Annotated in this window: 29 protein-coding genes; 19 read left to right on the top strand and 10 right to left on the bottom strand. The window is 27.3% G+C overall.

Annotated features, from left to right (window positions below):
• Nucleotides 1-13 precede the first annotated feature (13 nt).
• The gene (locus tag ACQH24_RS06000; protein WP_425379704.1) at nt 14-973 is read right to left on the bottom strand and encodes a transposase; all 960 of its coding nucleotides are present in this window, start codon (nt 971-973) and stop codon (nt 14-16) included.
• 250 nt (nt 974-1,223) lie between these two features.
• Here ACQH24_RS06000 and ACQH24_RS05995 point away from each other — a divergent pair, with 250 nt between their 5' ends.
• On the top strand, nt 1,224-1,958 hold the full coding sequence (locus tag ACQH24_RS05995) for a hypothetical protein (RefSeq protein WP_425379703.1): 735 nt from the start codon (nt 1,224-1,226) through the stop codon (nt 1,956-1,958).
• A gap of 60 nt (nt 1,959-2,018) precedes the next feature.
• Complete coding sequence (locus tag ACQH24_RS05990) at nt 2,019-3,167, top strand: Vmc-like lipoprotein signal peptide domain-containing protein (protein WP_425379702.1); 1,149 nt, start codon at nt 2,019-2,021, stop codon at nt 3,165-3,167.
• 1,240 nt (nt 3,168-4,407) lie between these two features.
• On the opposite strand, the gene ACQH24_RS05985 is transcribed toward ACQH24_RS05990, so the two are convergent.
• On the bottom strand, nt 4,408-4,587 hold the full coding sequence (locus ACQH24_RS05985; RefSeq protein WP_425379701.1) for a hypothetical protein: 180 nt from the start codon (nt 4,585-4,587) through the stop codon (nt 4,408-4,410).
• Nucleotides 4,588-5,029: 442 nt separating this feature from the next.
• Here ACQH24_RS05985 and rmuC point away from each other — a divergent pair, with 442 nt between their 5' ends.
• The 5 genes from rmuC to ACQH24_RS05960 all read left to right on the top strand — a co-directional run bounded on the left by rmuC (nt 5,030) and on the right by ACQH24_RS05960 (nt 9,048).
• Nucleotides 5,030-5,815 carry a DNA recombination protein RmuC gene (gene rmuC / locus ACQH24_RS05980; RefSeq protein WP_425379700.1) on the top strand — a complete coding sequence of 262 codons (786 nt, stop codon included), beginning with the start codon at nt 5,030-5,032 and terminating at the stop codon, nt 5,813-5,815.
• 63 nt (nt 5,816-5,878) lie between these two features.
• On the top strand, nt 5,879-6,049 hold the full coding sequence (locus ACQH24_RS05975; protein WP_425379699.1) for a hypothetical protein: 171 nt from the start codon (nt 5,879-5,881) through the stop codon (nt 6,047-6,049).
• A gap of 80 nt (nt 6,050-6,129) precedes the next feature.
• Nucleotides 6,130-7,194, top strand: coding sequence for an alanine racemase (locus ACQH24_RS05970; RefSeq protein WP_425379698.1), 1,065 nt, complete (start codon nt 6,130-6,132; stop codon nt 7,192-7,194).
• Between the two features lie 72 nt (nt 7,195-7,266).
• On the top strand, nt 7,267-8,088 hold the full coding sequence (locus tag ACQH24_RS05965) for an aldo/keto reductase (protein WP_425379697.1): 822 nt from the start codon (nt 7,267-7,269) through the stop codon (nt 8,086-8,088).
• Nucleotides 8,089-8,169: 81 nt separating this feature from the next.
• Complete coding sequence (locus ACQH24_RS05960; RefSeq protein ID WP_425379696.1) at nt 8,170-9,048, top strand: hypothetical protein; 879 nt, start codon at nt 8,170-8,172, stop codon at nt 9,046-9,048.
• Nucleotides 9,049-9,102: 54 nt separating this feature from the next.
• Here ACQH24_RS05960 and trpS read toward each other — a convergent pair whose 3' ends face one another.
• Entirely contained in the window at nt 9,103-10,125 is a 1,023-nt protein-coding gene (gene trpS, locus ACQH24_RS05955) for a tryptophan--tRNA ligase (protein ID WP_425379695.1), read from the bottom strand.
• Between the two features lie 179 nt (nt 10,126-10,304).
• On the opposite strand from trpS, the gene eno reads away from it, so the two are divergent.
• Nucleotides 10,305-11,681 (top strand): phosphopyruvate hydratase, encoded by a 1,377-nt coding sequence (gene eno / locus ACQH24_RS05950; RefSeq protein ID WP_425379694.1) that lies wholly within the window; start codon nt 10,305-10,307, stop codon nt 11,679-11,681.
• A 17-nt stretch (nt 11,682-11,698) separates the two neighbouring features.
• On the opposite strand, the gene glpK is transcribed toward eno, so the two are convergent.
• The 5 genes from glpK to ACQH24_RS05925 form a co-directional block, all read right to left on the bottom strand.
• The gene (gene glpK, locus ACQH24_RS05945) at nt 11,699-13,105 is read right to left on the bottom strand and encodes a glycerol kinase GlpK (RefSeq protein WP_425379693.1); all 1,407 of its coding nucleotides are present in this window, start codon (nt 13,103-13,105) and stop codon (nt 11,699-11,701) included.
• 57 nt (nt 13,106-13,162) lie between these two features.
• Nucleotides 13,163-14,122: a transposase gene (locus ACQH24_RS05940; protein WP_425379371.1), complete on the bottom strand. Its 960-nt coding sequence runs from the start codon at nt 14,120-14,122 to the stop codon at nt 13,163-13,165.
• A 239-nt stretch (nt 14,123-14,361) separates the two neighbouring features.
• Nucleotides 14,362-15,111 carry a rolling circle replication-associated protein gene (locus tag ACQH24_RS05935; protein WP_425379692.1) on the bottom strand — a complete coding sequence of 250 codons (750 nt, stop codon included), beginning with the start codon at nt 15,109-15,111 and terminating at the stop codon, nt 14,362-14,364.
• A 330-nt stretch (nt 15,112-15,441) separates the two neighbouring features.
• Nucleotides 15,442-15,639, bottom strand: a complete 198-nt coding sequence (locus ACQH24_RS05930) for a hypothetical protein (RefSeq protein WP_425379691.1) — start codon at nt 15,637-15,639, stop codon at nt 15,442-15,444.
• A gap of 169 nt (nt 15,640-15,808) precedes the next feature.
• The gene (locus ACQH24_RS05925) at nt 15,809-16,768 is read right to left on the bottom strand and encodes a transposase (protein ID WP_425379371.1); all 960 of its coding nucleotides are present in this window, start codon (nt 16,766-16,768) and stop codon (nt 15,809-15,811) included.
• A 200-nt stretch (nt 16,769-16,968) separates the two neighbouring features.
• On the opposite strand from ACQH24_RS05925, the gene hpt reads away from it, so the two are divergent.
• A complete protein-coding gene (gene hpt / locus ACQH24_RS05920) occupies nt 16,969-17,556 on the top strand; it encodes a hypoxanthine phosphoribosyltransferase (RefSeq protein WP_425379690.1) in 588 nt (195 codons plus the stop codon).
• Nucleotides 17,557-17,598: 42 nt separating this feature from the next.
• Nucleotides 17,599-18,249: an ECF transporter S component gene (locus tag ACQH24_RS05915; RefSeq protein WP_425379689.1), complete on the top strand. Its 651-nt coding sequence runs from the start codon at nt 17,599-17,601 to the stop codon at nt 18,247-18,249.
• A gap of 160 nt (nt 18,250-18,409) precedes the next feature.
• On the opposite strand, the gene ACQH24_RS05910 is transcribed toward ACQH24_RS05915, so the two are convergent.
• Nucleotides 18,410-18,961: a GNAT family N-acetyltransferase gene (locus ACQH24_RS05910; protein WP_425379688.1), complete on the bottom strand. Its 552-nt coding sequence runs from the start codon at nt 18,959-18,961 to the stop codon at nt 18,410-18,412.
• A gap of 362 nt (nt 18,962-19,323) precedes the next feature.
• Here ACQH24_RS05910 and ACQH24_RS05905 point away from each other — a divergent pair, with 362 nt between their 5' ends.
• From ACQH24_RS05905 to ACQH24_RS05870, 8 genes are read left to right on the top strand one after another with little or no spacing between them, the layout of a single operon-like run.
• Nucleotides 19,324-20,010, top strand: a complete 687-nt coding sequence (locus ACQH24_RS05905; RefSeq protein ID WP_425379687.1) for an SGNH/GDSL hydrolase family protein — start codon at nt 19,324-19,326, stop codon at nt 20,008-20,010.
• Between the two features lie 39 nt (nt 20,011-20,049).
• On the top strand, nt 20,050-20,625 hold the full coding sequence (gene coaE / locus ACQH24_RS05900) for a dephospho-CoA kinase (protein ID WP_425379686.1): 576 nt from the start codon (nt 20,050-20,052) through the stop codon (nt 20,623-20,625).
• Entirely contained in the window at nt 20,625-21,344 is a 720-nt protein-coding gene (locus tag ACQH24_RS05895; protein ID WP_425379685.1) for an RsmE family RNA methyltransferase, read from the top strand. The genes coaE and ACQH24_RS05895 overlap by 1 nt, the downstream gene beginning before the upstream one ends.
• 12 nt (nt 21,345-21,356) lie before the next feature.
• Complete coding sequence (locus tag ACQH24_RS05890; RefSeq protein ID WP_425379684.1) at nt 21,357-21,932, top strand: hypothetical protein; 576 nt, start codon at nt 21,357-21,359, stop codon at nt 21,930-21,932.
• A gap of 43 nt (nt 21,933-21,975) precedes the next feature.
• Nucleotides 21,976-22,641 carry a lipoprotein gene (locus ACQH24_RS05885; RefSeq protein ID WP_425379683.1) on the top strand — a complete coding sequence of 222 codons (666 nt, stop codon included), beginning with the start codon at nt 21,976-21,978 and terminating at the stop codon, nt 22,639-22,641.
• 49 nt (nt 22,642-22,690) lie between these two features.
• Nucleotides 22,691-23,686 carry a Gfo/Idh/MocA family protein gene (locus tag ACQH24_RS05880; protein ID WP_425379682.1) on the top strand — a complete coding sequence of 332 codons (996 nt, stop codon included), beginning with the start codon at nt 22,691-22,693 and terminating at the stop codon, nt 23,684-23,686.
• Nucleotides 23,673-24,335 carry a deoxyribose-phosphate aldolase gene (gene deoC / locus ACQH24_RS05875; protein ID WP_425379681.1) on the top strand — a complete coding sequence of 221 codons (663 nt, stop codon included), beginning with the start codon at nt 23,673-23,675 and terminating at the stop codon, nt 24,333-24,335. The genes ACQH24_RS05880 and deoC overlap by 14 nt, the downstream gene beginning before the upstream one ends.
• A gap of 31 nt (nt 24,336-24,366) precedes the next feature.
• Nucleotides 24,367-25,206, top strand: coding sequence for an aldose epimerase (locus ACQH24_RS05870; protein WP_425379680.1), 840 nt, complete (start codon nt 24,367-24,369; stop codon nt 25,204-25,206).
• A 593-nt stretch (nt 25,207-25,799) separates the two neighbouring features.
• Here ACQH24_RS05870 and ACQH24_RS05865 read toward each other — a convergent pair.
• On the bottom strand, nt 25,800-26,423 hold the full coding sequence (locus ACQH24_RS05865) for a Pr6Pr family membrane protein (protein WP_425379679.1): 624 nt from the start codon (nt 26,421-26,423) through the stop codon (nt 25,800-25,802).
• 226 nt (nt 26,424-26,649) lie between these two features.
• Here ACQH24_RS05865 and ACQH24_RS05860 point away from each other — a divergent pair, with 226 nt between their 5' ends.
• Nucleotides 26,650-26,922 (top strand): HU family DNA-binding protein, encoded by a 273-nt coding sequence (locus tag ACQH24_RS05860; RefSeq protein WP_425379678.1) that lies wholly within the window; start codon nt 26,650-26,652, stop codon nt 26,920-26,922.
• Nucleotides 26,923-26,984: the final 62 nt, after the last annotated feature.

Below are 26,984 nucleotides of genomic sequence, written 5' to 3'. Positions count from 1 at the left end.
TGCTTTAAATTTTTTAAACATTAAAATATAATACCGTTGATTGTTGTTTTGGTATTAAACCTTTATGTTGGTATTTTCATTTTCATAGATTTAAATAATTTTGAATATTAGTAAAACCCAAACCATGATAATGAATTAAGGCTTCTTTAAGACTGGATTGTAATTTACTAATCTTATTTAACTTTCGATAACTAGTATCAGGGTTTGTACTAGTTTTGGTAGAATATAGAGTAGAATTTGTTTGTTTTGCTACTAATAAATATAATGGTTGCATGTCAGAAATAATTATTGATTTTTCTTTAATTAATTGCTTATTCATATTTTCAATAATTCATTGTTTTTGTAATCGTTTGGTATTGGTGGATTGAACAAAAATATTATTATTGCTATCAACTACCATTTGAATACAGCATTTGGTATTAGTTGAAAATGGATCAAGATGAGTTTTTCGTTTATCAAATTTATCTTTAAAATTACCTTTATGGATTTCTTTAATAAAAGTTTCATCAATTTGGATTTGACCATTTAATTTTTTAAATTTTAATTGAGTATTTTCTAATTGTTTTGATTGCATTAATTTTTGACGATTATATCAAGCAGTTTTTGGTGTTGTTTTAATAAAACGGGAAATTATTTTACTAGATTGTCCTAATAATGAAATTTGAATTAATAAATTTCACTGTTCATAATTTAAATGACTTCAATAAGTAAAATGATGACGAAAAGCATCAAAACTAGCACGACATTTTTTACATAAATATTTTTGTTTTCCTTCGGGATTATGACCATTTTTAACACAATGATAAGATTTACAATCAGGACATATAATGCCTTTATCTCTAAATTTTTGATCAATTTCATTTAAACGTTTTTGTTTTTTGATTACTTCTGCTTCTTTTTTTATTTTTTCAGCAAATTCTAAAAATTGATCATCTGTAAAACTGTTTTTTAATTCTGTAATTATTTTTTCCATCAATTATTTACCTCTATATATTAAAAATATACCTAAAATTAGATATATTCTATAAATATCAAGAGTTTTCGACAAAATTAAAGAAATTTTAAATTTATTTTAAAAATTTTCACGGTATAATTACTTTGAACATTATTAATAAATAACTAAAATTATATTATTAAAGATTTTAATTATTGGTTCACAAAGGGTTTTTTAATTAAATAATGTTAGATATATTGAATGTGGGAATGTCATATAGGTGATTAGAATGAAAACAAATTTTAAAAAATATTTTCAAGCATTTTTTAATATATATTCAGTATTATTTATTTTATATTTTGGTATTTCATTTTTCTTAACTTCTTTTGTTAATCATTATACTAAGTGAGCTTTTATTAATGCCACATTAAATTTAATTTACATTGTTTTAATAACTGGGGCTTTTTTATTTTTCTTAGTAATTCTAATACAAGTTTTACAAAATTTTAAGCATTATAAACGAATTATTTTACAATGAGATAATATTTTGAAAATTAATATTATTGTAATTTTATTATGATTGACTAATATTTTATTTCTATCATATAAAGTTTATGTTAATACTTATACCACAGTTTTATTTAGCAAGTTCACAAAATTTTACTATCATTTTTATGATTCTATTTTAATTTCATTTTATTTTTTTTATGCGTTATTTATTATTACCTTCTTTGTTACATTAATTACTTTTCGAGTTTATTTAATTTATTGATACAAAATTAATGACTTAATTTATTTTAATTCCTTTACTGATTTAACATTTTTCTTTATTGTCTTGCGATCATATACTTTTGTTAAATATCGCATTGATGATTTAATTATTTTCTTATTGAAGAAATTAATTATTATATCTTTTCTTGTGGCAAACATAATTAAAAGCCATCGATTATTACTTTTTAAAAAGGAAACAACACCACCACAAGTAGCAGGAATCAAACCTAATATCAAAAAGAGTTTTATTTAAAAGAAACTTATTATTTATAACACTTAATAATTATAATTAAATTAGAGGAGCAAGAAAAAAATGAAAAAATTAATGATGATTTTAGCTTCATTAGCATTAACAACACCAATTGCTGGGACAGTAAGTGCTTGCAAAAATGTTGACAACGGCGGAAAAAATGACACATTTTCTGGGATTCCAACAGTTGCTAATATTAGAGCAAAATTAGGGCAAGAAGGTTATGATGTTAATAACTTTGATGTTGACTTAGCACCAGGAATGAAAACGGCAACAATTCGTTTTATGCCAGATGCACCAAAACATCCATTTTTAACAAAAGTAATGAATTTAAAATGGTCAACAACTGACATTAAGAAAATTATTACTTTTACATCAATGCCATATGATAGTGGAATGGGAGACGTTTTATCACCGCAAACAGTATTACAAGCTGTTAATGGTTTAAATGGAACAAAATTTACCCTTAATGATGTCAATGTCAATATTGACCAAACAAGTCGTAATTCAATTATTACACCAAAAGTAGGAGGTAATTTTACCGGCGATGCCGTCACAATTGTAAATGAGGCATTTACCTTTCCTGAGGCATTTCCACTAACAAGTGTTGGTGATATTTATATTGATGAAAAATTATGAGATGATTATAAAACTGATGCTGAAGGAAACCAAACAGCTCTAACAGCTGCTATTATGGAATTTGTTGGGGATCGAAATCGTTTTGTTGCTTTATATAAAAATACAATGGCGCAAGTAATGATGAATGCAATGATGAACTGTGGTGTTACTTTAACAATTGATACAAATACTGGGAAAGGAAATCTGGCAATTAAAGCATCCGCAGCCGGAGTTATCAATGAATCTGTGTTAAAAGCTGACTTCACAATTCATTCAACACCACGGAAATTTTTAAATATGGATAATGCTAAACCAGCTCCTAATAGTACAATCAATGTTGAACTAGATAAAAGTTATAGTGAAGATACAATAAATATGCTTCGTTATGATCTTGTGGCAAAATTATTAGGACAAGAATTTGCTGATAAATATAAAGATATTTTATATGATGAAATTTGAGTGACATTTAAAGAAGATAAATCAGGAGCAACGGTAAATGCTAAACCGGGTTCAAAAATCTTAGCAGCGTCAGATCAATTGGCAGCCGCAATGACATTGATTCCATTTTATACTTTAAATGTAACTTTTGCTTAAAGTAAAAAGATAAATTCATAAATCTATAGAAGGCATCATAAGAATTTTAGACCACTTTGTTTTTTAAAAATTTTAATAGAACTTATATTAACGTATCGTATAAGGAAAATCTAACAGATCAACTCAAAAAAGAGTTGATTTTTTAGTGAAAAAATTTTGTTGCGTTAAGCTAATTTCTACAACAAAAATATAGGTATGATTCTGAAAAATGGGAGAAAAATCATTAGTTAATTTCTCAAATATTATATTTATTTTAATCTTAACAATAAAATCTAAGCGATTGTTTTGCTGCTTCTTTTTTTGAAAATTATGTTTTATTTTCTTATCAGTGTTGAGGATATTATTACTCCTTTATAATTATCAATGATTAAGATATTAATTTGCCTTTTACTTCTTAAAATAACTTTCGATGGGTCATAAAGTTTATCCATTTAGTAATAATGAAAATATTTTAAGATCCCTAAATGTTTTTATTTTATAAATCATATATTTCTTTTTAACAAAAAGTTACGGAATCTCGTTAGAATATATTTATTGTTGCATCAACGGTTGTTTCACCAGAATAAAGTTCTTTTTTAATATATTATAAATACCAGATGTTTATCATTATTTCTAATATAGTTTTGGAAACTCCCATCACCTTTTGCCTGGTTACATCTTTATTTATATTTTATTGATTCATTAAATATGTTTCAATAATCTTGACTTAAAAGAAAGGGCATTTAATATAACTAGCAACATTGTTAACAAAAATATTAATAATTTTTTTATTTTTTTATTTTATCCTTTATTTAGTTGAAAATTGAATGAAATTTTTAATTTATAATAAAAAATAAAATATTTAAATATTTTATTTATTGTCCCAAAATATGTGGGATATATTTATTTATGTGGATAAGAAAATACTTTATTTATTTTAATACATTATTTTTTAAAGATGACCTCAAAAATGAGCGTATGATCCTGATCAATCTGTTTTTGTATTAAGAATTTTATAACGAATATTATATTTTCCATCATTTCCTTTATGACATTGTAGTACTATATTCATTCGGACTTCTGCAAATCCAATCATAATATCACTGCTAAAAATGGATCATGATTTATATTGTGTTCATTGGTCTGAAACAGGGGCACTTGATAAATCTACTTTAGTGTAATCTAATCCACCTGAGTAAGATCTACTTCCTCAGTTATAATTAATTTGAGCATTTGTATTATTATAAATACTACTATCTTGTTATCCTCATCCCATTAAATAATCTGAATAGCCTGCTTGATCAAAACTCAACGAATCATTGTTAGTATTTAGTTTATAATTATAATTACTTAATTCGCTAGAATTATTTAATTGTGCTATTCCAGCAAAGCTAGCCGCACTAAGAATAGTGCTTCCAAATAGTGATAATAATTTTTTCATATTATTTTCCTCCTATAGTTTGATTATATATTTTAATATTTTTATAATTTTTAAAATAAAGTATTTTGTTATCCAAACTCATTTTATATCTTTATAGCCATTTATTAATAATATTTTTTATTTTTTTTCAAACATTTTTTGTCCAAAGATTTATTAAGAGATACCAAAAGATTTTATATTATCTTCATTTTAAATTTTACATTCTAATTCTAACGCCTTTGTCAGATGTTCTAAAATGTATGTAGTTCTTACAAAACTAATAAATTTAGGAGTTTCTTTTTTTTACTTTGACAGTTTATAATTAAAAAGACTTATTTAAGCATAATTCAAAAATTTAAGGAGGATTAGAGTGACCACGATTTCATATGTTTTATTAGGAATAATTTTATTTATTTTAGTTGTTTTTTTAATTATTTTTTTAATAAAAACCAGTAAAAAAACAATGGCAAATAATGATTCGGCATTATTGCAAAAAGATATTCAAGCATCAAAAGAAATTTTAGAGAAACAAGTAACAATGTTACAAAATCAACTTACTGAACAAAAACGAGAGTTATTAAATTTAATTAGTGAATTTCAACGTTGTTCTACGACTAATGACAATACATTTAACCGCAATATTGCGGCTTTAAATGAAGGTCTAAATAGTTTTAAAAGTAATTTATCAAAGCAGGATAGTGATTTAAAACATAATCTACATAGTCAAGAACAGTTTATTTCAAAATCTTTTGGTGATGTTTTGTCAAATCTGAATGTATTAAAAGAATCAACAGAAACATTAAAAACGGTTGAAGCGAAAGTAAAATCATTAAATGATGTTTTTTTAAACAATAAAAAACGGGGTAATTTAGGTGAATACTTGTTAGAAAAAGTATTAAGTGATATGTATGGAGAAGGACAGCAGGGATGGAATCGTCAGTACCGATTACCAAGTGGGACAGTAGTTGATGCCTTAGTTAAAACTGGCGAAGCGAAGGAAAACATTGCAATTGATGCAAAGTTTCCATTGACAAATTATAATAAATATTTAGAAGCAAGTGAGAAGGCAATTAAAGATAGCTTTTTAAATTTATTTAAACAAGATTTAAAAAACCGCATTAATGAAGTTGCCAAATATGTTAAATTGGAAAATGAAATTTCAAGTGCAATTATGTTTGTTCCATCAGAAGATTTATTTGCATTTATTTATGGCCAATTCCCAGATGAAATTATTACTTTTGCTTTTTAAAAGAAAGTATGGGTTACATCACCGACTACTTTGTCAGCAATTTTATTTGTGCTAGAGAAGCATATGCGGGAAGTTACTTTTAATAAGAATTTAGAAGTTATTAAAAATAACTTATTAAAAATAAAAGCAGAGTTTGATCGCTGAGTCGAACGGTGAGAAGAGGTTACAAAAAACTTTGCTAAATTAAACGGAAATATTAGCCAATTAAATACTACGCATCATAAAATTCATTAGCAGTATGATAAAATTTTAAACGATTCACAATTAGAGCAAGAACTTGCCGAGGTGTAAAATAAAGAAGATAGGGAAAAACTATGTATCCAAAGTTAATATGAAATTTGGCCCGAATTAAAGCAAATTGTCAAATTATGGTGGCAGCATGTAAGACAAGAAATTTAGAACTTGTTGGTGTTGTTAAATTAGGGGCGGGACAAGAAAAAATTGTCAGGACATTAATTGCAGCGGGTATTACAACGATTGCTGATTCACGAATTTTAAATTTACAGCAATTTGCTCATTTGCCAGTCAAAAAAATGCTATTACGGTTTCCAATGTTAAGTGAGATTCCGAGCATTGTTGATATTGTTGATTGTGTGCTGGTTTCTGAACTAGTAACAATTCAGGCTTTAAATCACGCAGCACAGCAGATTAATAAGAAAATAGAAATAATTTTAATGATTGAAACTGGTGATATTCGTGAAGGATTATGAGATGAAACCTTAATTTTTCAAACAGTTGCCAGTATTTCATCATTAACACATCTTATCTTAAAAGGATTAGGAACTAACTTTGCTTGTTTTGGCGCAACAATTCCAACAGTTGCTAAATTAAATCAATTAACAATGCTAAAACAAAAATTAGAACAGCAATTTAATATTACATTACCAATTATTAGTTGTGGTAATTCAAGTCATATAACCATTTGAGATAGTCCTGATTTAAAACCGGCCCTTAATCAAATCCGAAGTGGGACGGCGCTATTAATGGGTTTGGGTTTGAATGATGAACCCATTCCTTTTTTATACCAAGATAATGTTTGGTTAGAAGCAGAAATTATTGAGTTACAAATCAAACCAAGTGCATCAATTGGAGAACGGGGGTTGGATGCCTTTGGCAGGGTTAAAGAATTTAATGATATTGGCAATCGCGTCAAGGCAATAATTGCTTTGGGACGTCAAGATTGCGCATTTGAAGAACTAATTCCTTTTGAGAAAGGAATTACTATTTTAGGGCAATCTAGTGATCATACGATTTTAGATGTTACCGACTATTGTGGTCAGTTAGTTATTGGGGATATTATTAAATTTAAAACAACATATTTAGCTAATTTAATGTTAGGAACTAGTTGTTATGTAAAAAAAGAATTTTTAGAAGAATAATAGTTCGCCTTGTTATTTTTTTAAACAACATTACAATATAAGTAAAGGTTTGCAAAAAGAGGTGAAGTTGAAATGAAATTACTTAATACAAAATTAAAACTTTGAAATGGTCTTGAAATACCATTAATTGGTTTAGGAACTTATAAATTAGTGGATGGAACTGAAACTTATCAAACAGTCTTAACAGCGCTTCAAAATGGTTATCGTCATATTGACACGGCGCAATATTATGGTAATGAAGAATCAATTGGTAAAGCAGTAAAAGATAGTGGGATTCCCCGAACAGAAATTTTTATTACAAGTAAAATTTGAAATGCTAATCATAAGTATGATGCGGCTTTGCATGAAATCGATCAGATTTTAAAAAGATTAGAGACTGATTATTTAGATTTATGTTTAGTCCATTGGCCAACAGTAGATCGTGTCGAATGTTTTCATGCTCTAGAGACGGCTTATAAAGCAAAAAAACTGCGGGCAATTGGTGTTAGCAATTTTGAAGTTAGTCATTTGGAAGAACTAATAGCAGGTAGTGATGTTAAACCAATGGTTAATCAAATTGAATTACATCCAGGTTTAAATAACACTGCGGTGGTTGCATTTTGTCAGCAAAATGAAATTATTATTGAATCATGAGCAACATTAATGCGGGGAGAATGTGCAAGAAATCATATTATCTTAAAAATTGCCGAAAAGCATCAAAAAAGTCCAGCGCAAGTTTGTTTAAAATGAGCAGTGCAACAGAACATTGTTGTTATTCCAAAATCAACCCACAAGGAGCGTCTTATTGCTAATACCCAACTTGATGATTTTATTTTAGATGAGGACGATATGACAAACTTATTTGCTTTAGCGCAAGAAAGATTAGGTCCTGATCCAAATCATGTTGATTTTTAAAATTATTGTTTAATAATTTTAAAAATCTTTTTTATTTTTTGTTATAATTTACAATATAATTTTGAGAAAAGGAATGAAATAATGAAGAAAATAATAGGTGTATTGGGAACAATTATCATCATAGGGACTCCCGTAACATCACTAATTAGTTGTCAACAAGTAGTCAAACATTATGTTCCAGATCAAAATACTGATATGGAAGCAGATGTTACCCATTTCCTATCCCAATTTACTCTACAGGCTTTTACTGGTGAAGGTGATTATTGGATTAAACATGACAATGATAAGACAATTTTTACAACTTTCACAAAAGATAAAGAAGCTCACACGTTAGCGCCACTTATTAATTATGATTTTAATAATTCAGCGGTAGTATCAACGTTTGAACTGCCAAAACAAAATATTTTATTTAAAACATATCTTGCCGCAATTCCAACAAAGTTACCAACTCTTGACCAATTGTATCGTGATTTTGAAATATTTCCATTAATTAAAAATACTACTGCGTATACTTATACAAAGGGTGAAACAACGATGCAAGAAGTTATAATTGATGGTGAACATTTAACAACAACAATGTATTATTTAACCATTAATTTAAATAGTAATGTTTTTTGAAATTATGAAATTAATAAAGACTTATCAGATTATTTAATTAATTATATCCAAACTCATCCAACTTTTACTTTTGTTCAAAATATTACTAAAGAAGCAATTATTAAAAAATGATTAGCAAATGTTTATAGTAATTCTGATAATTTTAAAATTAGTAATATTACCATAATTAAAAATATTGTTGATTTACATAATTATTTAATGGATAAAATTAATTTTCAGTTTAATGATTTAGATACTAGTCAAATTGGCAAGCAAGGTAAATTTCAGTTTAATGTTAGTGATCAAAAGAATAATTATCAGTGACAATTAAATAACTTAAAATATGAGATTACAAAGGAATAATTATAGTAGGAAATTATCAAAATAAATATTATAAAAGAAAATAATCCCTTAGGATTATTTTCTTTTATAATTTAGTCCAATAATATTTTTAATTTCTGTTAATTTTTTATTGGCTAGATAACGTGCTTTTTCAGCACCAGCGGCAATTAATTGATCAATTGTGTCATCTTTAATTAATTGATGATATTTTGTTTGAATTGGTTCTAAGCTTGCACTAATTGTAGTTGCTAATTCTGTTTTTAATTGTCCATAATCAGAATTAGTGAATGTTTTGACAGCTGCTTCAATTGTGATATTTTTTAAAACAGCGTAAATTGTTAAGAGATTACTTATCCCTGGTTTCTTGTCAGGATCATATGCAATTTTTCCATCAGAATCAGTTATTGCTGCGCGAATTTTTTTATGAACAAGATCTGGGGTGTCTAATAAACCAATAAAACTTTTTGGATCATTTGAAGATTTACTCATTTTTTTTGTTGGATTTTGTAAATCCATAATCTTCCCCCCAATTGTAGGAATAAAATCATTTGGAATTTTAAAAACATTTTGTTGATAACGATTATTCATTCGTTCCGCAATATTTCGGGTTAATTCAATATGTTGTTTTTGGTCTTTACCAACGGGGACTAAATCGGCATCATATAATAAAATATCCGCGGCCATTAAAGTTGGATAAGTTAAAAGACCCGTTGGAATAAACTCCGTTCCATTTTCGGCTTTCATTTTAATTGATTTATCTTTAAATTGAGTCATTCGTGATAATTCGCCAACAGTTGTATTACATAATAAAATATGACTCAGCTGTGTTAATTCTAAGACATCTGATTGGACATAAATAATTGCTTTGTTTGGATCTAAGCCACAAGCATAATATAAAGCAATCATATTTTTAATATTACCTTGTAATTCCTCTTTTCCAATTGGAATAGTAATGGCATGTAAGTTTGCCACAAAAATAATCAAGTTATTATCTTTTTGAAGGTCAATAAAGTTTTTAATTGCCCCAATATAATTTCCTAATGTCAATTGTCCCGTGGTCGTAATTCCTGAAACAATTGTTGGTTTATTTCCGTTCATTCTTTTTCCGTCCTGTTCTAAAATTAATAATATTAGTAATATCATAGCAAATAATTTTAGCTTTACCCTTAAAAAAGGTAAAAATGATATTTTTTCTTGAATTTTTATTCTAATTTATTTACTATTTTTTGAACAAAGAATATAATAAACTTATAGACTTAAAAGGAGAATATAAAAATATGTCGAAAATTGAGAAAATTTATGCTCGTGAAGTAATTGATTCACGAGGAAATCCAACTGTTCAAGTTGAGGTTTGAACAGAATTTGCTGGCTATGGTTCAGCAATGGTCCCATCAGGAGCTTCGACAGGAAGTCGTGAGGCATTGGAATTACGTGATGGTGATAAAGGACGCTACCAGGGGAAAGGTGTCTTAAAAGCTGTTAATAATGTTAATACAAAAATTGCTGAAGAACTTGTTGGAATGGAAGTACTTGATCAAGTTGCAATTGATAAGGCAATGATTGCATTGGATGGAACCGATTTCAAAAAGAATTTAGGTGCTAATGCGATGCTTGGAGTTTCAATGGCTGTTGCTAAAGCAGCAGCTTGTGAGTTAGAAATACCATTATATAAATATTTAGGTGGTGTTAATGCTAAGAAATTACCAGTGCCAATGTTAAACATTATTAACGGAGGAGAACATGCGGATAGCGCAATTGATTTTCAAGAATTTATGATTATGCCTGTTGGAGCACCAAGTTTCAAAGAGGCTTTACGATGATCAGCAGAAATTTTTCATACATTAAAAAAAATCTTGCATGATAAAGGCGATATTACAGCAGTAGGTGATGAAGGGGGCTTTGCTCCACACTTTAATTGAGCATATAAAGATCAATCATTAGCATCATTCCAAGCAAAAACACCAGCCGAAGTGGCTTTAGATTTGATTGTTGAAGCAATTAAAACGGCTGGATATAAACCAGGACAAGATGGTGTTATGATTGCAATGGATTGTGCTTCATCAGAATTATATTTTGAAGATAAAAAATATCATTTTAAGAAAATTGAAAAAGTAACTGGGGCAGAATATGCAATGTCAACCGAAGAATTAATCAAGTATTTAGATAAATTAGTGGATGCATATCCAATCATTTCAATTGAAGATGGTTTAGCAGAAGCAGATTGAGCAGGGTTTGAATTGCAAGTGAAAACAATGGGTCATAAAATTCAAATCGTGGGAGACGATTTATTTGTTACAAATCCAAAAATTACGGCTGAAGGAATTGCCAATGAAGCAGCTAATTCGATATTAATTAAATTAAATCAAATTGGAACAGTTACAGAAACAATTGATACAATTCAATTGGCACAAAAAGCAGGTTGAACAACAGTTGTCTCACACCGTTCAGGAGAAACTGAGGATTCAACAATTGCTGATCTAGCAGTTGCTTTAAACACTGGTCAAATTAAAACTGGAAGTATGTCACGAAGTGACCGCATTGCAAAATATAATCGTTTATTAGCAATTGAAGATGAATTGGGAACAGTTGCTGAATATGATGGAATTAAAACATTCTATAATTTAAAAAAACATGTATTACATTTAAAAAAATAACCGTAAGGTTATTTTTTTTATTCAATATCTTTTAATCAATTTAAAGTTCGACTAATAGCAACCTTTCAACCTTTTAATAGTTTTTGAACAATTGCTTGGTCTAATTTAGCTTTATATGTTTTATCAACGGTCAGAATTTGTTTAATTTCATCACGGGATGTTCAGAAATTAACAGCTAACCCCGCTAAAAAAGCCGCGCCCATTGCCGTTGTTTCAATGCTTTTTGGACGGACTACTTCTACTTGTGTAATATCAGCTTGGAATTGCATTAGGTATTCATTTCGACTAGCATCGCCATCAACTTTAATTCTTTTAATTGGTTTTTTAAGATCTTCGGCCATTGCAACAATAACATCATAAGCTTGGTAAGCTAATGATTCTAATGTTGCTTTTACTAAGTGTTCACGTTTTGTTCCTCGTTCTAATCCAAAGATTGCCCCACGTGAATAAGAATCTCAGTATGGTGATCCTAAACCGGTAAAAGAAGGAACAACATAAACTTGTTGGTCATCTTTAACAAGTTTTGTATATCAATCAGTTTCACTGGCATGATAGATAATTTTAATTTGATCACGTAATCATTGAACAGCAGTACCTGCTACAAAGACGGAACCTTCTAAGGCATAAGTTGTTACTCCTTTATAATCAAGGGCAATCGTTGTTAATAAACCATTATTTGATTTAATTGGTGTTTGTCCGGTATTCATTAAAATAAAACACCCTGTTCCATAAGTATTTTTAACTTCGCCTGGTTCTAAACAAAGTTGTCCGAATAAAGCTGCTTGTTGGTCTCCAATGGCACTAGCAATTGGAATTTGAATGTCCGTATCTTTGCTTAACAATCCTGGGAAGGTATGACCATAAATTTCAGAAGAAGATTTAACTGCTGGTAAAATTCCTTTTGGAATATTTAATAAGGTTAGTAATTCATCATCTCATTCTTTGGTGTGAATATTAAATAACATTGTACGACTAGCATTAGTTGCATCGGTTACGTGTGTTTTCCCACCAGTTAATCGATAAATTAATCAAGTATCAATTGTCCCAAATAATAAGTTGTTATCTTTTGCTAATTGTTTGGCTTCTTTAACATTTTCTAAAATTCATTTTATTTTTGTGGCAGAGAAATAAGGATTAATAACTAAGCCGGTTTTTGTTTGAATTAATTCGCTTTTTCCTTCGGCAATTAATTCATCGCAATATTTAGCGGTACGACGGTCTTGCCAAACAATAGCATTATAAATTGGCAAACCAGAGCGTTTATCTCACATTACAACTGTTTCGCGTTGGTTTGTAATTCCAATTCCAATAATATCATCAGCTTTAATTTTTGCTTTATTAACGGATTGCACTAATGTTGTTCGCTGCGAGTTTCAAATTTCCTTTAATTTTGTCGAAAACTCTTGATGAAATAAAAAAATCATCAATATGACAATTTGAAAAATAATTTTGTTTAAGATCATGATTTTGCTTTAAATTTTTTAAACGTTAAAATATAATACCGTTGATTGTTGTTTTGGTGTTAAACCTTTATGTTGGTATTTTCATTTTCATAGATTTAAATAATTTTGAATATTAGTGAAACCCAAACCATGATAATGAATTAAGGCTTCTTTAAGACTGGATTGTAATTTACTAATCTTATTTAACTTTCGATAACTAGTATCAGGGTTTGTACTAGTTTTGGTAGAATATAGAGTAGAATTTGTTTGTTTTGCTACTAATAAATATAATGGTTGCATGTCAGAAATAATTATTGATTTTTCTTTAATTAATTGCTTATTCATATTTTCAATAATTCATTGTTTTTGTAATCGTTTGGTATTGGTGGATTGAACAAAAATATTATTATTGCTATCAACTACCATTTGAATACAGCATTTGGTATTAGTTGAAAATGGATCAAGATGAGTTTTTCGTTTATCAAATTTATCTTTAAAATTACCTTTATGGATTTCTTTAATAAAAGTTTCATCAATTTGGATTTGACCATTTAATTTTTTAAATTTTAATTGAGTATTTTCTAATTGTTTTGATTGCATTAATTTTTGACGATTATATCAAGCAGTTTTTGGTGTTGTTTTAATAAAACGGGAAATTATTTTACTAGATTGTCCTAATAATGAAATTTGAATTAATAAATTTCACTGTTCATAATTTAAATGACTTCAATAAGTAAAATGATGACGAAAAGCATCAAAACTAGCACGACATTTTTTACATAAATATTTTTGTTTTCCTTCGGGATTATGACCATTTTTAACACAATGATAAGATTTACAATCAGGACATATAATGCCTTTATCTCTAAATTTTTGATCAATTTCATTTAAACGTTTTTGTTTTTTGATTACTTCTGCTTCTTTTTTTATTTTTTCAGCAAATTCTAAAAATTGATCATCTGTAAAACTGTTTTTTAATTCTGTAATTATTTTTTCCATCAATTATTTACCTCTATATATTAAAAATATACCTAAAATTAGATATATTCTATAAATATCAAGAGTTTTCGACAAAATTAAAGTCAAATTTTCAGCACAAAAAATAAAGATATTGTAAAATATATATCCCCATCTTGTTTTTTTTTTTTTTTGTTTTAATTAATTTGTGGTGATTGTTGTAGTAGGTAATCACCACTTTTTTAAATGAGTTTTTAACTCATTTTTTTAATTTTAACACCTTAAATTTTGACTTTTTTAACAGTGAAATTAGTATTTTTAACTAAATTTTTAAATATTTTCCTATCAGCAGAAACATATTTTTTATATTCTCTAAACTTATCTAAACCATAATAACTATCACAACTAAAACCAATTTTATAACCATTTTTATCACCAAAAGCAAAGTAATTTAAGTTATCTTTAACTGAATAAATTAAATCTTGTTCTGATAATTCAACAACCCCAACTTTTACTTTGGGATTTTTACAATTTTTACTAAACTGATATGCTTTAATGTTTAAATCATAATGATTTTGTGACTTATCATTATTAGCGGTTTTAACAATATATTTAGCAAGATATTTAACAACATCTTCGTTTGTTCCACTACGAACTTTAATATTTTTATTAATACCGTGTTTTCAGTATTGTTGTACTACACTATTTGGTATTTTTTGGTTTAATATGATATGAAAATGAACTGCTCCCCGTTGTTGATATTCATAAGTATACATATATTTTAAAATTCCTTTATGATGTTTAGAACGAATAGGGTTATTTCATCAACGATTAATGTTATTAAAAAATAACTTTAAATCATTTTTACATTTTTTTACATTTGTTTCATTAACTGCATAAGTTAAAGTCAGAAAACTTAAATTTTTTGAATTTGAAAAATTATGATATGCTTTGCGAATACAATTTCCTTGAGTGCGAATACGATTATTTCATAGTTTTTTATCATTTTTTCCAGTATTTTTAACTCCCATTTTATTACGAGGGTTATTATTAATTAATTCTAACGGTAAGACAATATTTTTAACATAATTACCATAGAATACTTTTTTTTAAATAATATTCTTTTTTAACATAATTTAAATCATTCATAATTACATTATGACCTTTATTTGTTAAATTATCTTGAATAAAAACAGTATTCATTTTTATAAACTCCTTCCAAATAAAAAAACACTAAATTACATTTAAAAGTTTCGTAGTAGGAAACTATAAATAGTTTGAAACTTTCAATATAATTAAGTGTTTATATTTGAAAGTTATTTTTATTGTAATATATTATTTTTAATTTTGCAATATTTATTTTAGCGATGTGCAGTTATGATAGTTAATAAATCAATTTTAACATAGTTTTTATTTTTGTTAGTATCTTTTGCAATGGCAAGGCGATAACCTTCGCGTGTAAAAGAAAAGTAGGCCGCAAATTTTAATTGACTTAATTTTAAATGGACACGAATGTTTTCTAAACAATTAATAATTCCATGATAAATTTCATTTTTCATTTTAGTTCTACTACTGAGGTTTATACTATTATTTTAACTAGGTTTTTTTTTTTTTTTTGTAAAAAAGTTTCTTTAATTTTGTCGAAAACTCTTGATGAAATAAAAAAATCATCAATATGACAATTTGAAAAATAATTTTGTTTAAGATCATGATTTTGCTTTAAATTTTTTAAACGTTAAAATATAATACCGTTGATTGTTGTTTTGGTGTTAAACCTTTATGTTGGTATTTTCATTTTCATAGATTTAAATAATTTTGAATATTAGTGAAACCCAAACCATGATAATGAATTAAGGCTTCTTTAAGACTCGATTGTAATTTACTAATCTTATTTAACTTTCGATAACTAGTATCAGGGTTTGTACTAGTTTTGGTAGAATATAGAGTAGAATTTGTTTGTTTTGCTACTAATAAATATAATGGTTGCATGTCAGAAATAATTATTGATTTTTCTTTAATTAATTGCTTATTCATATTTTCAATAATTCATTGTTTTTGTAATCGTTTGGTATTGGTGGATTGAACAAAAATATTATTATTGCTATCAACTACCATTTGAATACAGCATTTGGTATTAGTTGAAAATGGATCAAGATGAGTTTTTCGTTTATCAAATTTATCTTTAAAATTACCTTTATGGATTTCTTTAATAAAAGTTTCATCAATTTGGATTTGACCATTTAATTTTTTAAATTTTAATTGAGTATTTTCTAATTGTTTTGATTGCATTAATTTTTGACGATTATATCAAGCAGTTTTTGGTGTTGTTTTAATAAAACGGGAAATTATTTTACTAGATTGTCCTAATAATGAAATTTGAATTAATAAATTTCACTGTTCATAATTTAAATGACTTCAATAAGTAAAATGATGACGAAAAGCATCAAAACTAGCACGACATTTTTTACATAAATATTTTTGTTTTCCTTCGGGATTATGACCATTTTTAACACAATGATAAGATTTACAATCAGGACATATAATGCCTTTATCTCTAAATTTTTGATCAATTTCATTTAAACGTTTTTGTTTTTTGATTACTTCTGCTTCTTTTTTTATTTTTTCAGCAAATTCTAAAAATTGATCATCTGTAAAACTGTTTTTTAATTCTGTAATTATTTTTTCCATCAATTATTTACCTCTATATATTAAAAATATACCTAAAATTAGATATATTCTATAAATATCAAGAGTTTTCGACAAAATTAAAGAAAAGTTTTCAAAAATATAAAAAATCATTATAAATAATTATTTTTAAAATTAAGTATCTTTTAATTAAGGCGTGATTATATTATAATTAAATCATTAATATTAAGTGAGGCAAGAAAATGAAATTACATCCACTCGTAAAAGAAGTTTTAATTACAGCTGAGGAAATTGAGCAAAAATGTTTAGAATTAGGTCAGGCCGTTAGTAATTATTATCTTAATGAATATCCCGTTCAAGAAAATACAATTTTATGCTTAGGATTATTAAAAGGCTGTATTCCTTTTATGGCAAAGTTTATTTCTTATTTAGTTGGTGTTGAATGTGAAACGGAATACATGGTAGTTTCGTCATATTTTGGTGGTGTTAAAAGTAACGGTGTACCGCAAATTTTATTAGATCTTCCGATTCCAGTTACAAACCGGGATATTTTATTAGTAGAAGATATTATTGACAGTGGAAAGACAATTAAAATTATTAAAGACTATTTAACTTTAAAAGGAGCACGTAGCGTTAAAGTAGTTACTTTGTTAGATAAAAAAGCGGGACGGGAAGTAGACTTAATTGCTGATTGATATGGTTTTGATGCTCCACATGTTTTTTTAGTTGGTTTTGGTTTAGATTATAATGAACGGCTACGAAATTTGCCATATGTGGCGGTTGCTGATACCGAAAAATTAAAAAAATGACATTGAGGAGCAAAAAAATAATAATGCAATAATAGCAAACAGGGATTATTATTGGAGGCATAAATGAGAAATATTACAACAAAAATGATTACCATTAATAGTATTATTATTGCTATTTTTTTATTGTTTGCTTTAGTTCCTTGATTGGGTTATATTACTATTGGACCAGTTGCCTTAACATTAATGCATATTTTGTTTTTAATTGGAATGTATGCCTTATATGTCACAATGAATTTAAATTTAATTTGAGGAGGTTTAATTTATGGTCTTGTGTTTGGTTTATCGTCACTAATTCAAACCCTTATTTCACCAGGAATCACTAGTTTTATTTTTATTAATACCGTGTTTTCAGTTGTTCCCCGCGTTTTGATGGGACTTTGTGTTGGAGTTTTAGCTTATTTTTTAACAAAAATTTCAAATAAGATTGAAACAAAGATTTATACTAATCAAGTTATTAAATTAACATGATATCAACAGCATTATTTAAAAATTTGTAATATGATTATTGCTTTTACTGCAGCAACTTTAAATACTATTTTTGTGTTAGTTTTTATGTATTTTATTGGACCGTTAATTTATACTAATCCTGACCAACAAAATATTTTTCGAATGTTTACTTGGCTTATTTTAGCGACAAATTATTTACCTGAGATGACCTTAGCTGTTGCAATTTTTCCATCGGTTGCATATGCGTTACGGAAACTTTATCTATAATAATATGATTAAATTAAATTAATTTCATTAAAAGAAGCATTATTTCTGGAATTTTCAGAATTTAATATTAACTTCAATAGCAATAAAAAAGATAATACTATTTTTCACTATCTTTTTAATTTAATATATTCACTTATAATAATTTATTTTAAATAGTAATCTATTGTGAATAACTAAGTTTAGGTTTAAAAAATAGATATAAGAAAGGGCCAACAAATCTTCTAAGCAACGCGTGATAGTCTTTTATTTTACAATTACCCCCAATAATTAGATTTTCAAAGATATTACCTTTTTCAAGGACAACAATACCACTATTCTCATAACCATTTTTAAGATAAAATGCTCGACGTTTTTTACGTTGTTCATTATTAGCAGCATTCTCATCGATTTGCTCAATATTAAGAATTATTTTATTATTTGGATAGAGGATTTTTATATAATTTAGGATTTGACTGCCATATCCTTTTGATTGAATTTTGTTGTTTACAGCAATGTATAATACAAAAGTTAAATCATCTTTAGTTACTAAATATAAAAAACCAACAAATACATTTTCATCATAAAATGCTAAAAAATTAACATATTTTTTTCGTGTTTTTCATAACAAAAATCAGAATGGCAATCGTTCATTCTTTGGAAATGATGTTTTAATTAATTCGCGTACTATTTTTAAATCATAAAATTTTTTTGTAATAGGTTTTACTTTAAGCATAAATTTATTACCTTTCTATTTTCTATTTAACATATTGGACCATATAAGGTAAAACTTAGGTATGTTACATATATTTTATTGATAAATAATATATTATATTTTTCATTGTTTTTCAGGATATAAGTAAAAAATACTTATTATTAATATTATATTATTAGTTTTATAAAAATACTATATTAAGAAGTTAAAAAACCAATTATTAAGGTAAGAAAATAGCTATCAATTTAATATAGATCCCAAAACTAGGCGGGAATCAATTTTTCTAATTTTTTCTGTCATTGTTTTTTGCAAACTTTTAAAAATTAGAGCATAATTAATTATAAGTAAGATAAAATATTGGTATAGAGAAGAGAGTGGTTTCAATGAAGAAAAAAATTGCAATTTTAGGAGATTCATTAACATTTGGCTATTTGCCAATGGGCACTGGTAAAATGCAAGAAACAGATAATTGACCGAAAAAGTTAGCAAATTTATTAATACAACATGATCAAACAATTACGGTTGAAATTCAAGCTGATGCTCAACCAGGGCGAACAATTATTAAACCATTAATTGATTTTGGGTTTCCCCAAGACAATGGGATGGACAATTTATTAGCGTTATATCAAAAAGCAAGTCCCTTTGATTTATTTATTATTTTTTTAGGAACAAATGACTATTTTGGTTATGATGCATATGCAAAATTAAAAGAATTACCAGATTATCCAATTGAAGAAAAAATTGTTAGTTCATTAGGGCAAATAATTACTCAAATGAAGAATTTTCACCTCGATAATCACGAAGAAGTTAATTATAAAGTTTTAGTTGTTTGTCCACCAAAAGTATTAACAATGCATGATGGTGAATTATTAACCTCTTTGCCAACGGCCTATCAAAAATACTTTGCTAATTTAAAAATCCCAGTTGTTAATTTACAATTAACGGCCAATCCGCACCCCGAAAATCAAACAACATATGATGGAATTCATTATACTGGGGCGGAAACTTCAGCAGTTGCGGAAGCTATTTTTAATGTTATTGTTAATGAAAATTTATTAGCATTAAATTAAACCATCTTATTAAAAAAAGTATGAAAGGAAGCAATAAGAATGATTATAGGGGTTTATGGTTATATTGGGGCTGGAAAAACTAGTGCTTGTGCATATTTGCAGAATAAATATCATTTAACTTATTTAAATGCTGATCAAATTGCTAAAGAAATTATGCAAGAAACAGAGGTTCTAGTTTTTTTAAATAAAAACTTTCCTGGTGTTGTTAAAAATGGAACATTAGATCGCCAACATTTACGAAATATTATTTTTACTAATCAAACATCTAATAAAAAATTAAATACTTATTTGTGACCAAAAGTAAATCAAAAAATAGTGGCAATCATTAATAATAATTCTTCACAAAATTTTTTAATTGAAGCCGTTGGTCTTAGTAGTTTAACAGTACCTTTTAAAGTTAAAATTTTAATTACAGCTAGTGAAAAAACAATTTTAACGCGGATTGCTGCTCGTGATCACCAATTATTATCTCAAACAAAACAGTTATTAAAAATCCAACAAACTTTATTTAAAGATATTGAACCAGATTATCAAATTCATACTACTGATTCATTAACATTTTTATATGATCAATTAGATAAAATAATGCAACAAATATTAGGAGATGAAAAATAATGCATCGTTTTTTTGCTACTACTTTAAAACATGATTATTTTGTTTTAACAGATGATGATGTCAAACAAATTAAACAAGTTCTGCGTTTAAGAAATAATGACCAAATTATTTGTATTTATAATGCCGAACATTATTTAACAACAATTGAAGTTCTACCACCCCAAAAGTATTTATTTAAATTAACAAATAAATTACATCAAAACCATGAAAGCCCAATTAAAATTCGATTAATTGCTGGTTTAATTCGAAGTGCTAAATGAGATTATTTATTACAAAAAGCTACTGAATTGGGGGTCACTGAAATCATTCCCTTTCAGTTTAAACGTTGTGTGGTACAATTAAAAGGTGAAAATAACGGAAAAAAAATTGCCCGTTGAACAAAAATTTGCAAAGAGGCAAGTGAACAAGCATATCGGAATCAAATTCCTTTCATTCGGAATGTTGAAAGTGATATAAAGGTTTTGCAAAAGTATCAAGGTGAGGTGAACTTGGTTTGCTATGAAAAAGCTGAGCAGAATTCACAGTTAAAAGATTTTTTGCACCAAAATTTTACGACAATAACGATTGTAATTGGGCCAGAAGGTGGTTTTACAACAGAAGAGATTATGTATTTAACAACATATGGCTATAATATGATTTCGTTGGGGCAACGAATTTTACGAGCAGAAACAGCACCGCTTGCTGTTTTAGCAATGATTATGTATGAAAAAGAATTATAGGAGAAGATAAAAATGACAAAAGTAGTTTCTATTAAAGCACTAGTTAGTGTCGCAAATGTAATCTTATATACCGCTTTAGTATTAATTTTTTTAATTTTGGGATTACAAAAATGAAATATTCCGGCCGCAACCGGCTATAAACTTGGTTATGTATTAATTGGTTTTGCGATAGTTATTTTTATTATTTACCATTTAGTACGAATTTATGAGCTGAAAAGAACTCCCTTTCAATTATTGCGAAAACATATTATTTTTATGCAAATTTTTTATATTGGTCAGTATTTAATTTTTGCTATTAGTTTATTTTTTTTAATTTTAGCTAATACAAATATTTTAAATCCAATACAAATTTGTATTTTTTGATATGTTTGATTTCCAATGGTTTTTGCTGGAACAATTGCTTTCTCGGTCTTAGAATCAATTGTTCGAGTTGAGGAACGTATTTTTATTGTAAAGAAAAATTGACAAGATTCTGAGATATGAGAAAGAGAACAACAAGAAGAAAATGATAAATTATCGTTAGAAACAAATAATTCAGTAAAAAAAACAGAAAATCCTTTCTTTGATGATGATAAAAATAGTAATTAGTTTATAATTAGTTAAAGAATAATTAATAAAGGAGTATGAAGAAATGAAGAAATTTTTAGTTCTACTAACTAGTATCTCACTAGGAACAATAGTTAGTACAAATGTTGTCGCATGTTTTCCACCAAAGAAGGACAACGGGAATGATATTAATGGTTACAAATTAAATTTAGATTTATTTGCTTTTGATAAAATAAGCGATAAATTTAATTTGAAAAAAGATAATGTTATTGTAGAAAATAAAATTGATTTAAAATCAGGAATAATAAAAGGGATTCAAAATATTATCTCCATTTATTTGCCTTGAAATGAAGTAGATATTACGATTGATACTATTAAACCAGAACTAACTACTTTTAAACAAGTATATGTTAAAATGGTAGCAAAAGATGATGCTAAATCAATTAAAGGTTCTGTGATGTGAGGAAACTTAGAAGCAGCAGCACCAACATATGTTGATTTGCGTCCTAATTTAAAGGCATGGTTATCAGAAGAACAAAAAACATTAAAAGTTGATGATGCAAATAAATTAGACGTTGCAGCATTTGAAGCTTTAGGTGGTCCTGCCTTAGGAAAAAGTAATTTAACAGAACTTGGTTTAAAAGGAGTGTATGATCCAGACACTAATTCTTATACTGTTTCAGCAGATGGCACAAAAAGTGATTTTTTTGCAACTAGTGATCTTGTTTTTAAAGCAGTTATTAATAAATAATTTTACCAACTACTTAACAAAAATGAGAGGTACATAGCGAGGTGCTTTTATGTTAAAGATTGGAACAATTGGAACCGGAAATATTGTCAGTACATTTATTGAAGCATGTCGTGAGATACGGGGTGCCGAAATTAGTTGTCTTTATTCACGTAGTTTAGAAAAAGCTAAAAATTTTGCGTTAAAAAATAATTTGGTAGTACGAATGGTTGATAACTTTGAAGATATGTTAGATTATATTGATATTATTTATATTGCTTCACCAAATGGCTTACATTACCAACAAGCAAAATATTTTTTACAGCAACAAAAGCATGTTTTAATTGAAAAACCAGCAACTTTTTTAGCACAAGAGTTAATTGAATTAAGAGAGCTAGCAGTTATTAATAATGTTTTTTTGATGGAAGCTTTTAAGCCCTTACATTTGCCAGGATACCAAATTTTACAAGAAAATGTTAATAAAATTCACCCTTTTTTGGCAATTTTCCATTGTAACCAGTATTCAAGTCGGATGAAAGAAGTATTATTAGATGATTATCATTCGGTTTTTGATGAAACCTTGGGAAAAGGGTCATTGTATGATATGCTAATTTATCCAGTTGAATTAGCCGTGGCATTATTTGGCCCCGTTAAAGATGTTAAGGCAATGAGTCATAAATTAAAAAATGGGGTTGATATCAACAATGTTGTTCTTTTACGTCATCATAGTAATATCTTAACAAGTATTGTTTGTTCAAAAGCAGCGGCTGGTATTAGCGCTAGTGAAATTTTAAGTTATGATACTACAATTAATTTTACTGATTTAACAAAATTAGAAACAATTAATATCTATAGCCGTTTGGCAAATGAAATAATGACAGTGCCGATGGTAACTGAGCACCAAAATAAAATGTATTATGAAATACAACATTTTATTAATATTATAAACACAGCAAACTATCCTGAAATGGAACGTTTATTAGATTATTCAATTGCCGCAATTCGGATTTTAGAAGCTGTCCAAATTAATGAAGAACAACAGGGAGAATTATTAAATGAAATTAAATAAATATATTGATCATACTTTATTAAAACCAGACGCAACAATTGCAGATATTAAGCAATTATGCCTTGAAGCAAAAGAATATGATTTCGCTTCAGTCTTTATTAATCCAACGTATGTGTCATTAGCTCATCAATTATTACAAAATAGTGATGTTAATGTTTGTGTGGTAGTAGGATTCCCATTAGGAGCTAATACAACAAAAACAAAAGTAGCAGAGATCACTAATGCTTTAGAAGATGGAGCAAACGAAATTGATATGGTAATGAATATTAGTCAGTTTAAATCAGACAAGTATGATTTAGTGGTAGCTGATATGCTTGCCTGCAAAAAAGCAGCTGGAACAGTTATTGTCAAAGTTATTTTAGAGACATGTTTGTTAACAGCAGCAGAAATTATTAAAGCTTGCCAATTAGCTGAACAAGCAGGACTTGATTTTGTTAAAACATCAACTGGATTTAGTAAAGCAGGAGCAACAATTGCAAATGTGAAATTAATGAAAGCAACGGTTGGTGAACGTTTACAAGTTAAAGCAGCTGGGGGTGTACGGAATAAAGCAGATGCTTTAGCAATGATAACCGCTGGTGCCACAAGAATTGGGACTAGTGGTGGTGTTGCAATTATGGATGGTCAAGAACATTCAAAGAGTTATTAATTTAGAATAATTAGAAAAAGTAGGGACAACAATGTATATTTTAAAAAATGAAAACTTGGTCGCACAAATTAGTAAAAATCCTTTTGAATTAATTTCGTTAAAAAAAGATGGTAAAGAATATGTTTATCAGCAAGATAGCACTTGAAAAAAATCGTGGCCAATTTGTTTTCCAATTACTGGAAAGTTAATTAATGATAAATATCATTTTGAAAATAAAACATATCATATGGCAGGACATGGTTTTTTTCGTGCTATTAGGGATTGAAAGGTTGTTACATATACAGCAGAACACCTAGTTGTTGAATATGTTGCTACAGAATCTTTTTATGAACAATATCCTTTTGCTTTCAAATTAGAAGTAACATATCAGTTAGTAAGAACTGAATTAATTAATAAGGTTAAAATTACTAATCTTGATTCAAAACCATTGCCATATAATTTTGGATGACATCCGGCCTTTATTTGTGATGATCATTTAGGAAAAATTATCTTTGATCAGCCGCAAACAGTTACTCATTTTCAGGGAGGAGCTTTTTTAGGAACCCCAATGATAACGGAAGTAAAAACAGAATTAGGGTTAGATGAATATGATTTTGCAACAGGGCAATGTTATGGGTTATTAAATCAAACGACGGAGCAAGTATTGATTGTTGATCCGATACGGGTTATTCGCTTAAAGACAAAGGGGTATCCTAATGTTTTAATTTGAAAATGTCAAAATGATGCAAAGTATATTTGTGTTGAACCATGAGATGGTCACCAAGATGATGTTAATTACGAGGCAATACCATTTAATCAGAAACCATGAATTAATAATCTTGCGCCGCAAGCAGTAAAAGAGTATATTTTACAAGTTAAATTAAAAAAATAAAACCTCTTAAAAATTAAGAGGTTTTTATCATATAAATGAATATTATTTTGAAACTTACAATAAACAAACAGGGGGTTGCTTGTTGGCTAAAGAGGATATTAAATAAAATAATATAGTCAATAAGCATTCTTATTGTACAATTTTTTTATTTTTAATATTGTATTTTATAATATTTAGCAGCGTAATATTTAGTATAAAGTATTAACCATTTTTTCTTCATTCGGATAGCATTATTGGAATGAAGTGGTGTCACATTATTATTTATCAAATATTTTAGGATTTAGAGTTTAATTAAAGTAACAAAGGGTAATAAGAATATATTAGGCTTTGTTTTAAAGGATTTTGGAATTAACAATTAATTATATTACTTAGATTCGGAAAATTATTTTCATTTTAAGGAAAATAAAAACCATCTTATGATGGTTTTTTTGTTTCACTTATTTTTTGCAAAGTTTGATAAATTTTTGTTTTAATGATTTTATTATTCCAATAATTATATAAATACATACTCCCAATTAAGATTCCTAAAATTGCAAAGAAAGCAATAATAAATCAAATATAGCCGGGTAAACCAAAAAAGTTCCATGCACATTTTAAAAGAAATATGGATATCATCGATTTTGAATTATATTTGGATTATTTCCTGGTCAAGTAAAATGTGCGCCCGAAAGACGTCGTAATTCACCTCTGATCATTGCATAAGCACAGTAAATTAATAAAACAAGAATATATTTTCAGAAGTTTGTTCGAAAGAATTGTTTTAAGTTAATTTGCTGCTTATTTTCCATAAAGAATAAAATATAGATCACAAACGCAATCGAATTTATCATATGGTCAATAACAGTTGTAATTCAGTTTAAATTGTTTCCAGGTAAGGGTTGTGTTGGTAATAATAAACAATTATATATAATAAAAGTAATAGTAATATAACAAGCTGCTGCTAGGGCAACTGGGTATGATTGAATTTTATTTTTGTTTTCTTGATGATGACGAATTCCACTAATTAAGAATCAAAATAAGATTCCTAAGTTCGATAAACAAGTAAAAGTTGTGAAAAAGCCTAACGTATATACTGTGTAATCGCCATGATAACGGGTAATAATATCATTTTGGTTGAGAATACCACTAATAAATGTTCATGTTAAGATGGTAAACCCAACTATTGCAAAAAATAGTTTATAAATTTGTTTTCAAAGTAATTTTATTTTTAAAATCATTTATAACTATTTCTCCTTATTTAGTTTGTAGTAATACAAATAGTCTTGTAATTACTATACTATAATATTTTAACATTGATAGTTTAAAAAATGTCTGAATTAAAGAAATCCAGGGTGATGAATTTTTAAAATTGACGTTTTTGGGGAAAAAGGTATACATTTCAAATAAAATTGGGTAAGATAATATAAACCTAAATTATAAGGTTTAATTAGAAGAGGTGTAATGATGTCAAAAAAAGAACTAGCAGAGCTAATTGCAGGACAATTTAATTTGTCAAAATCACAAGCAGGAGAAGTTGTTGATTTTGCTTTTGATAAAATTAAAGAAACTTTAGTAAAAGGAAATGAAGTTGCAATTGCAGGATTTGGAAAATTTGCTGTATCTGAAAGAGCAGCAAGAGAAGGAAGAAATCCAGCTACTGGCGAAACAATTAAAATTCCAGCTTCTAAAGCAGCTAAATTCAAAGTAGCTAAACAATTAAAAGATCAATTAAACTAATCAACAATTAGTTAAAATTTAACGGTAATGTTAAATAGTTTATTTAATAAAGGTAGTATTAA

The sequence above is a fragment of the Spiroplasma endosymbiont of Stenodema calcarata genome, assembly GCF_964031205.1.
In the GTDB taxonomy this organism is placed as follows: domain Bacteria; phylum Bacillota_I; class Bacilli_A; order Mycoplasmatales; family Mycoplasmataceae; genus Spiroplasma.
The sequence above is the reverse complement of the archived record's forward strand: the minus strand, read 5'-3'. Positions and strand labels throughout refer to the sequence as shown.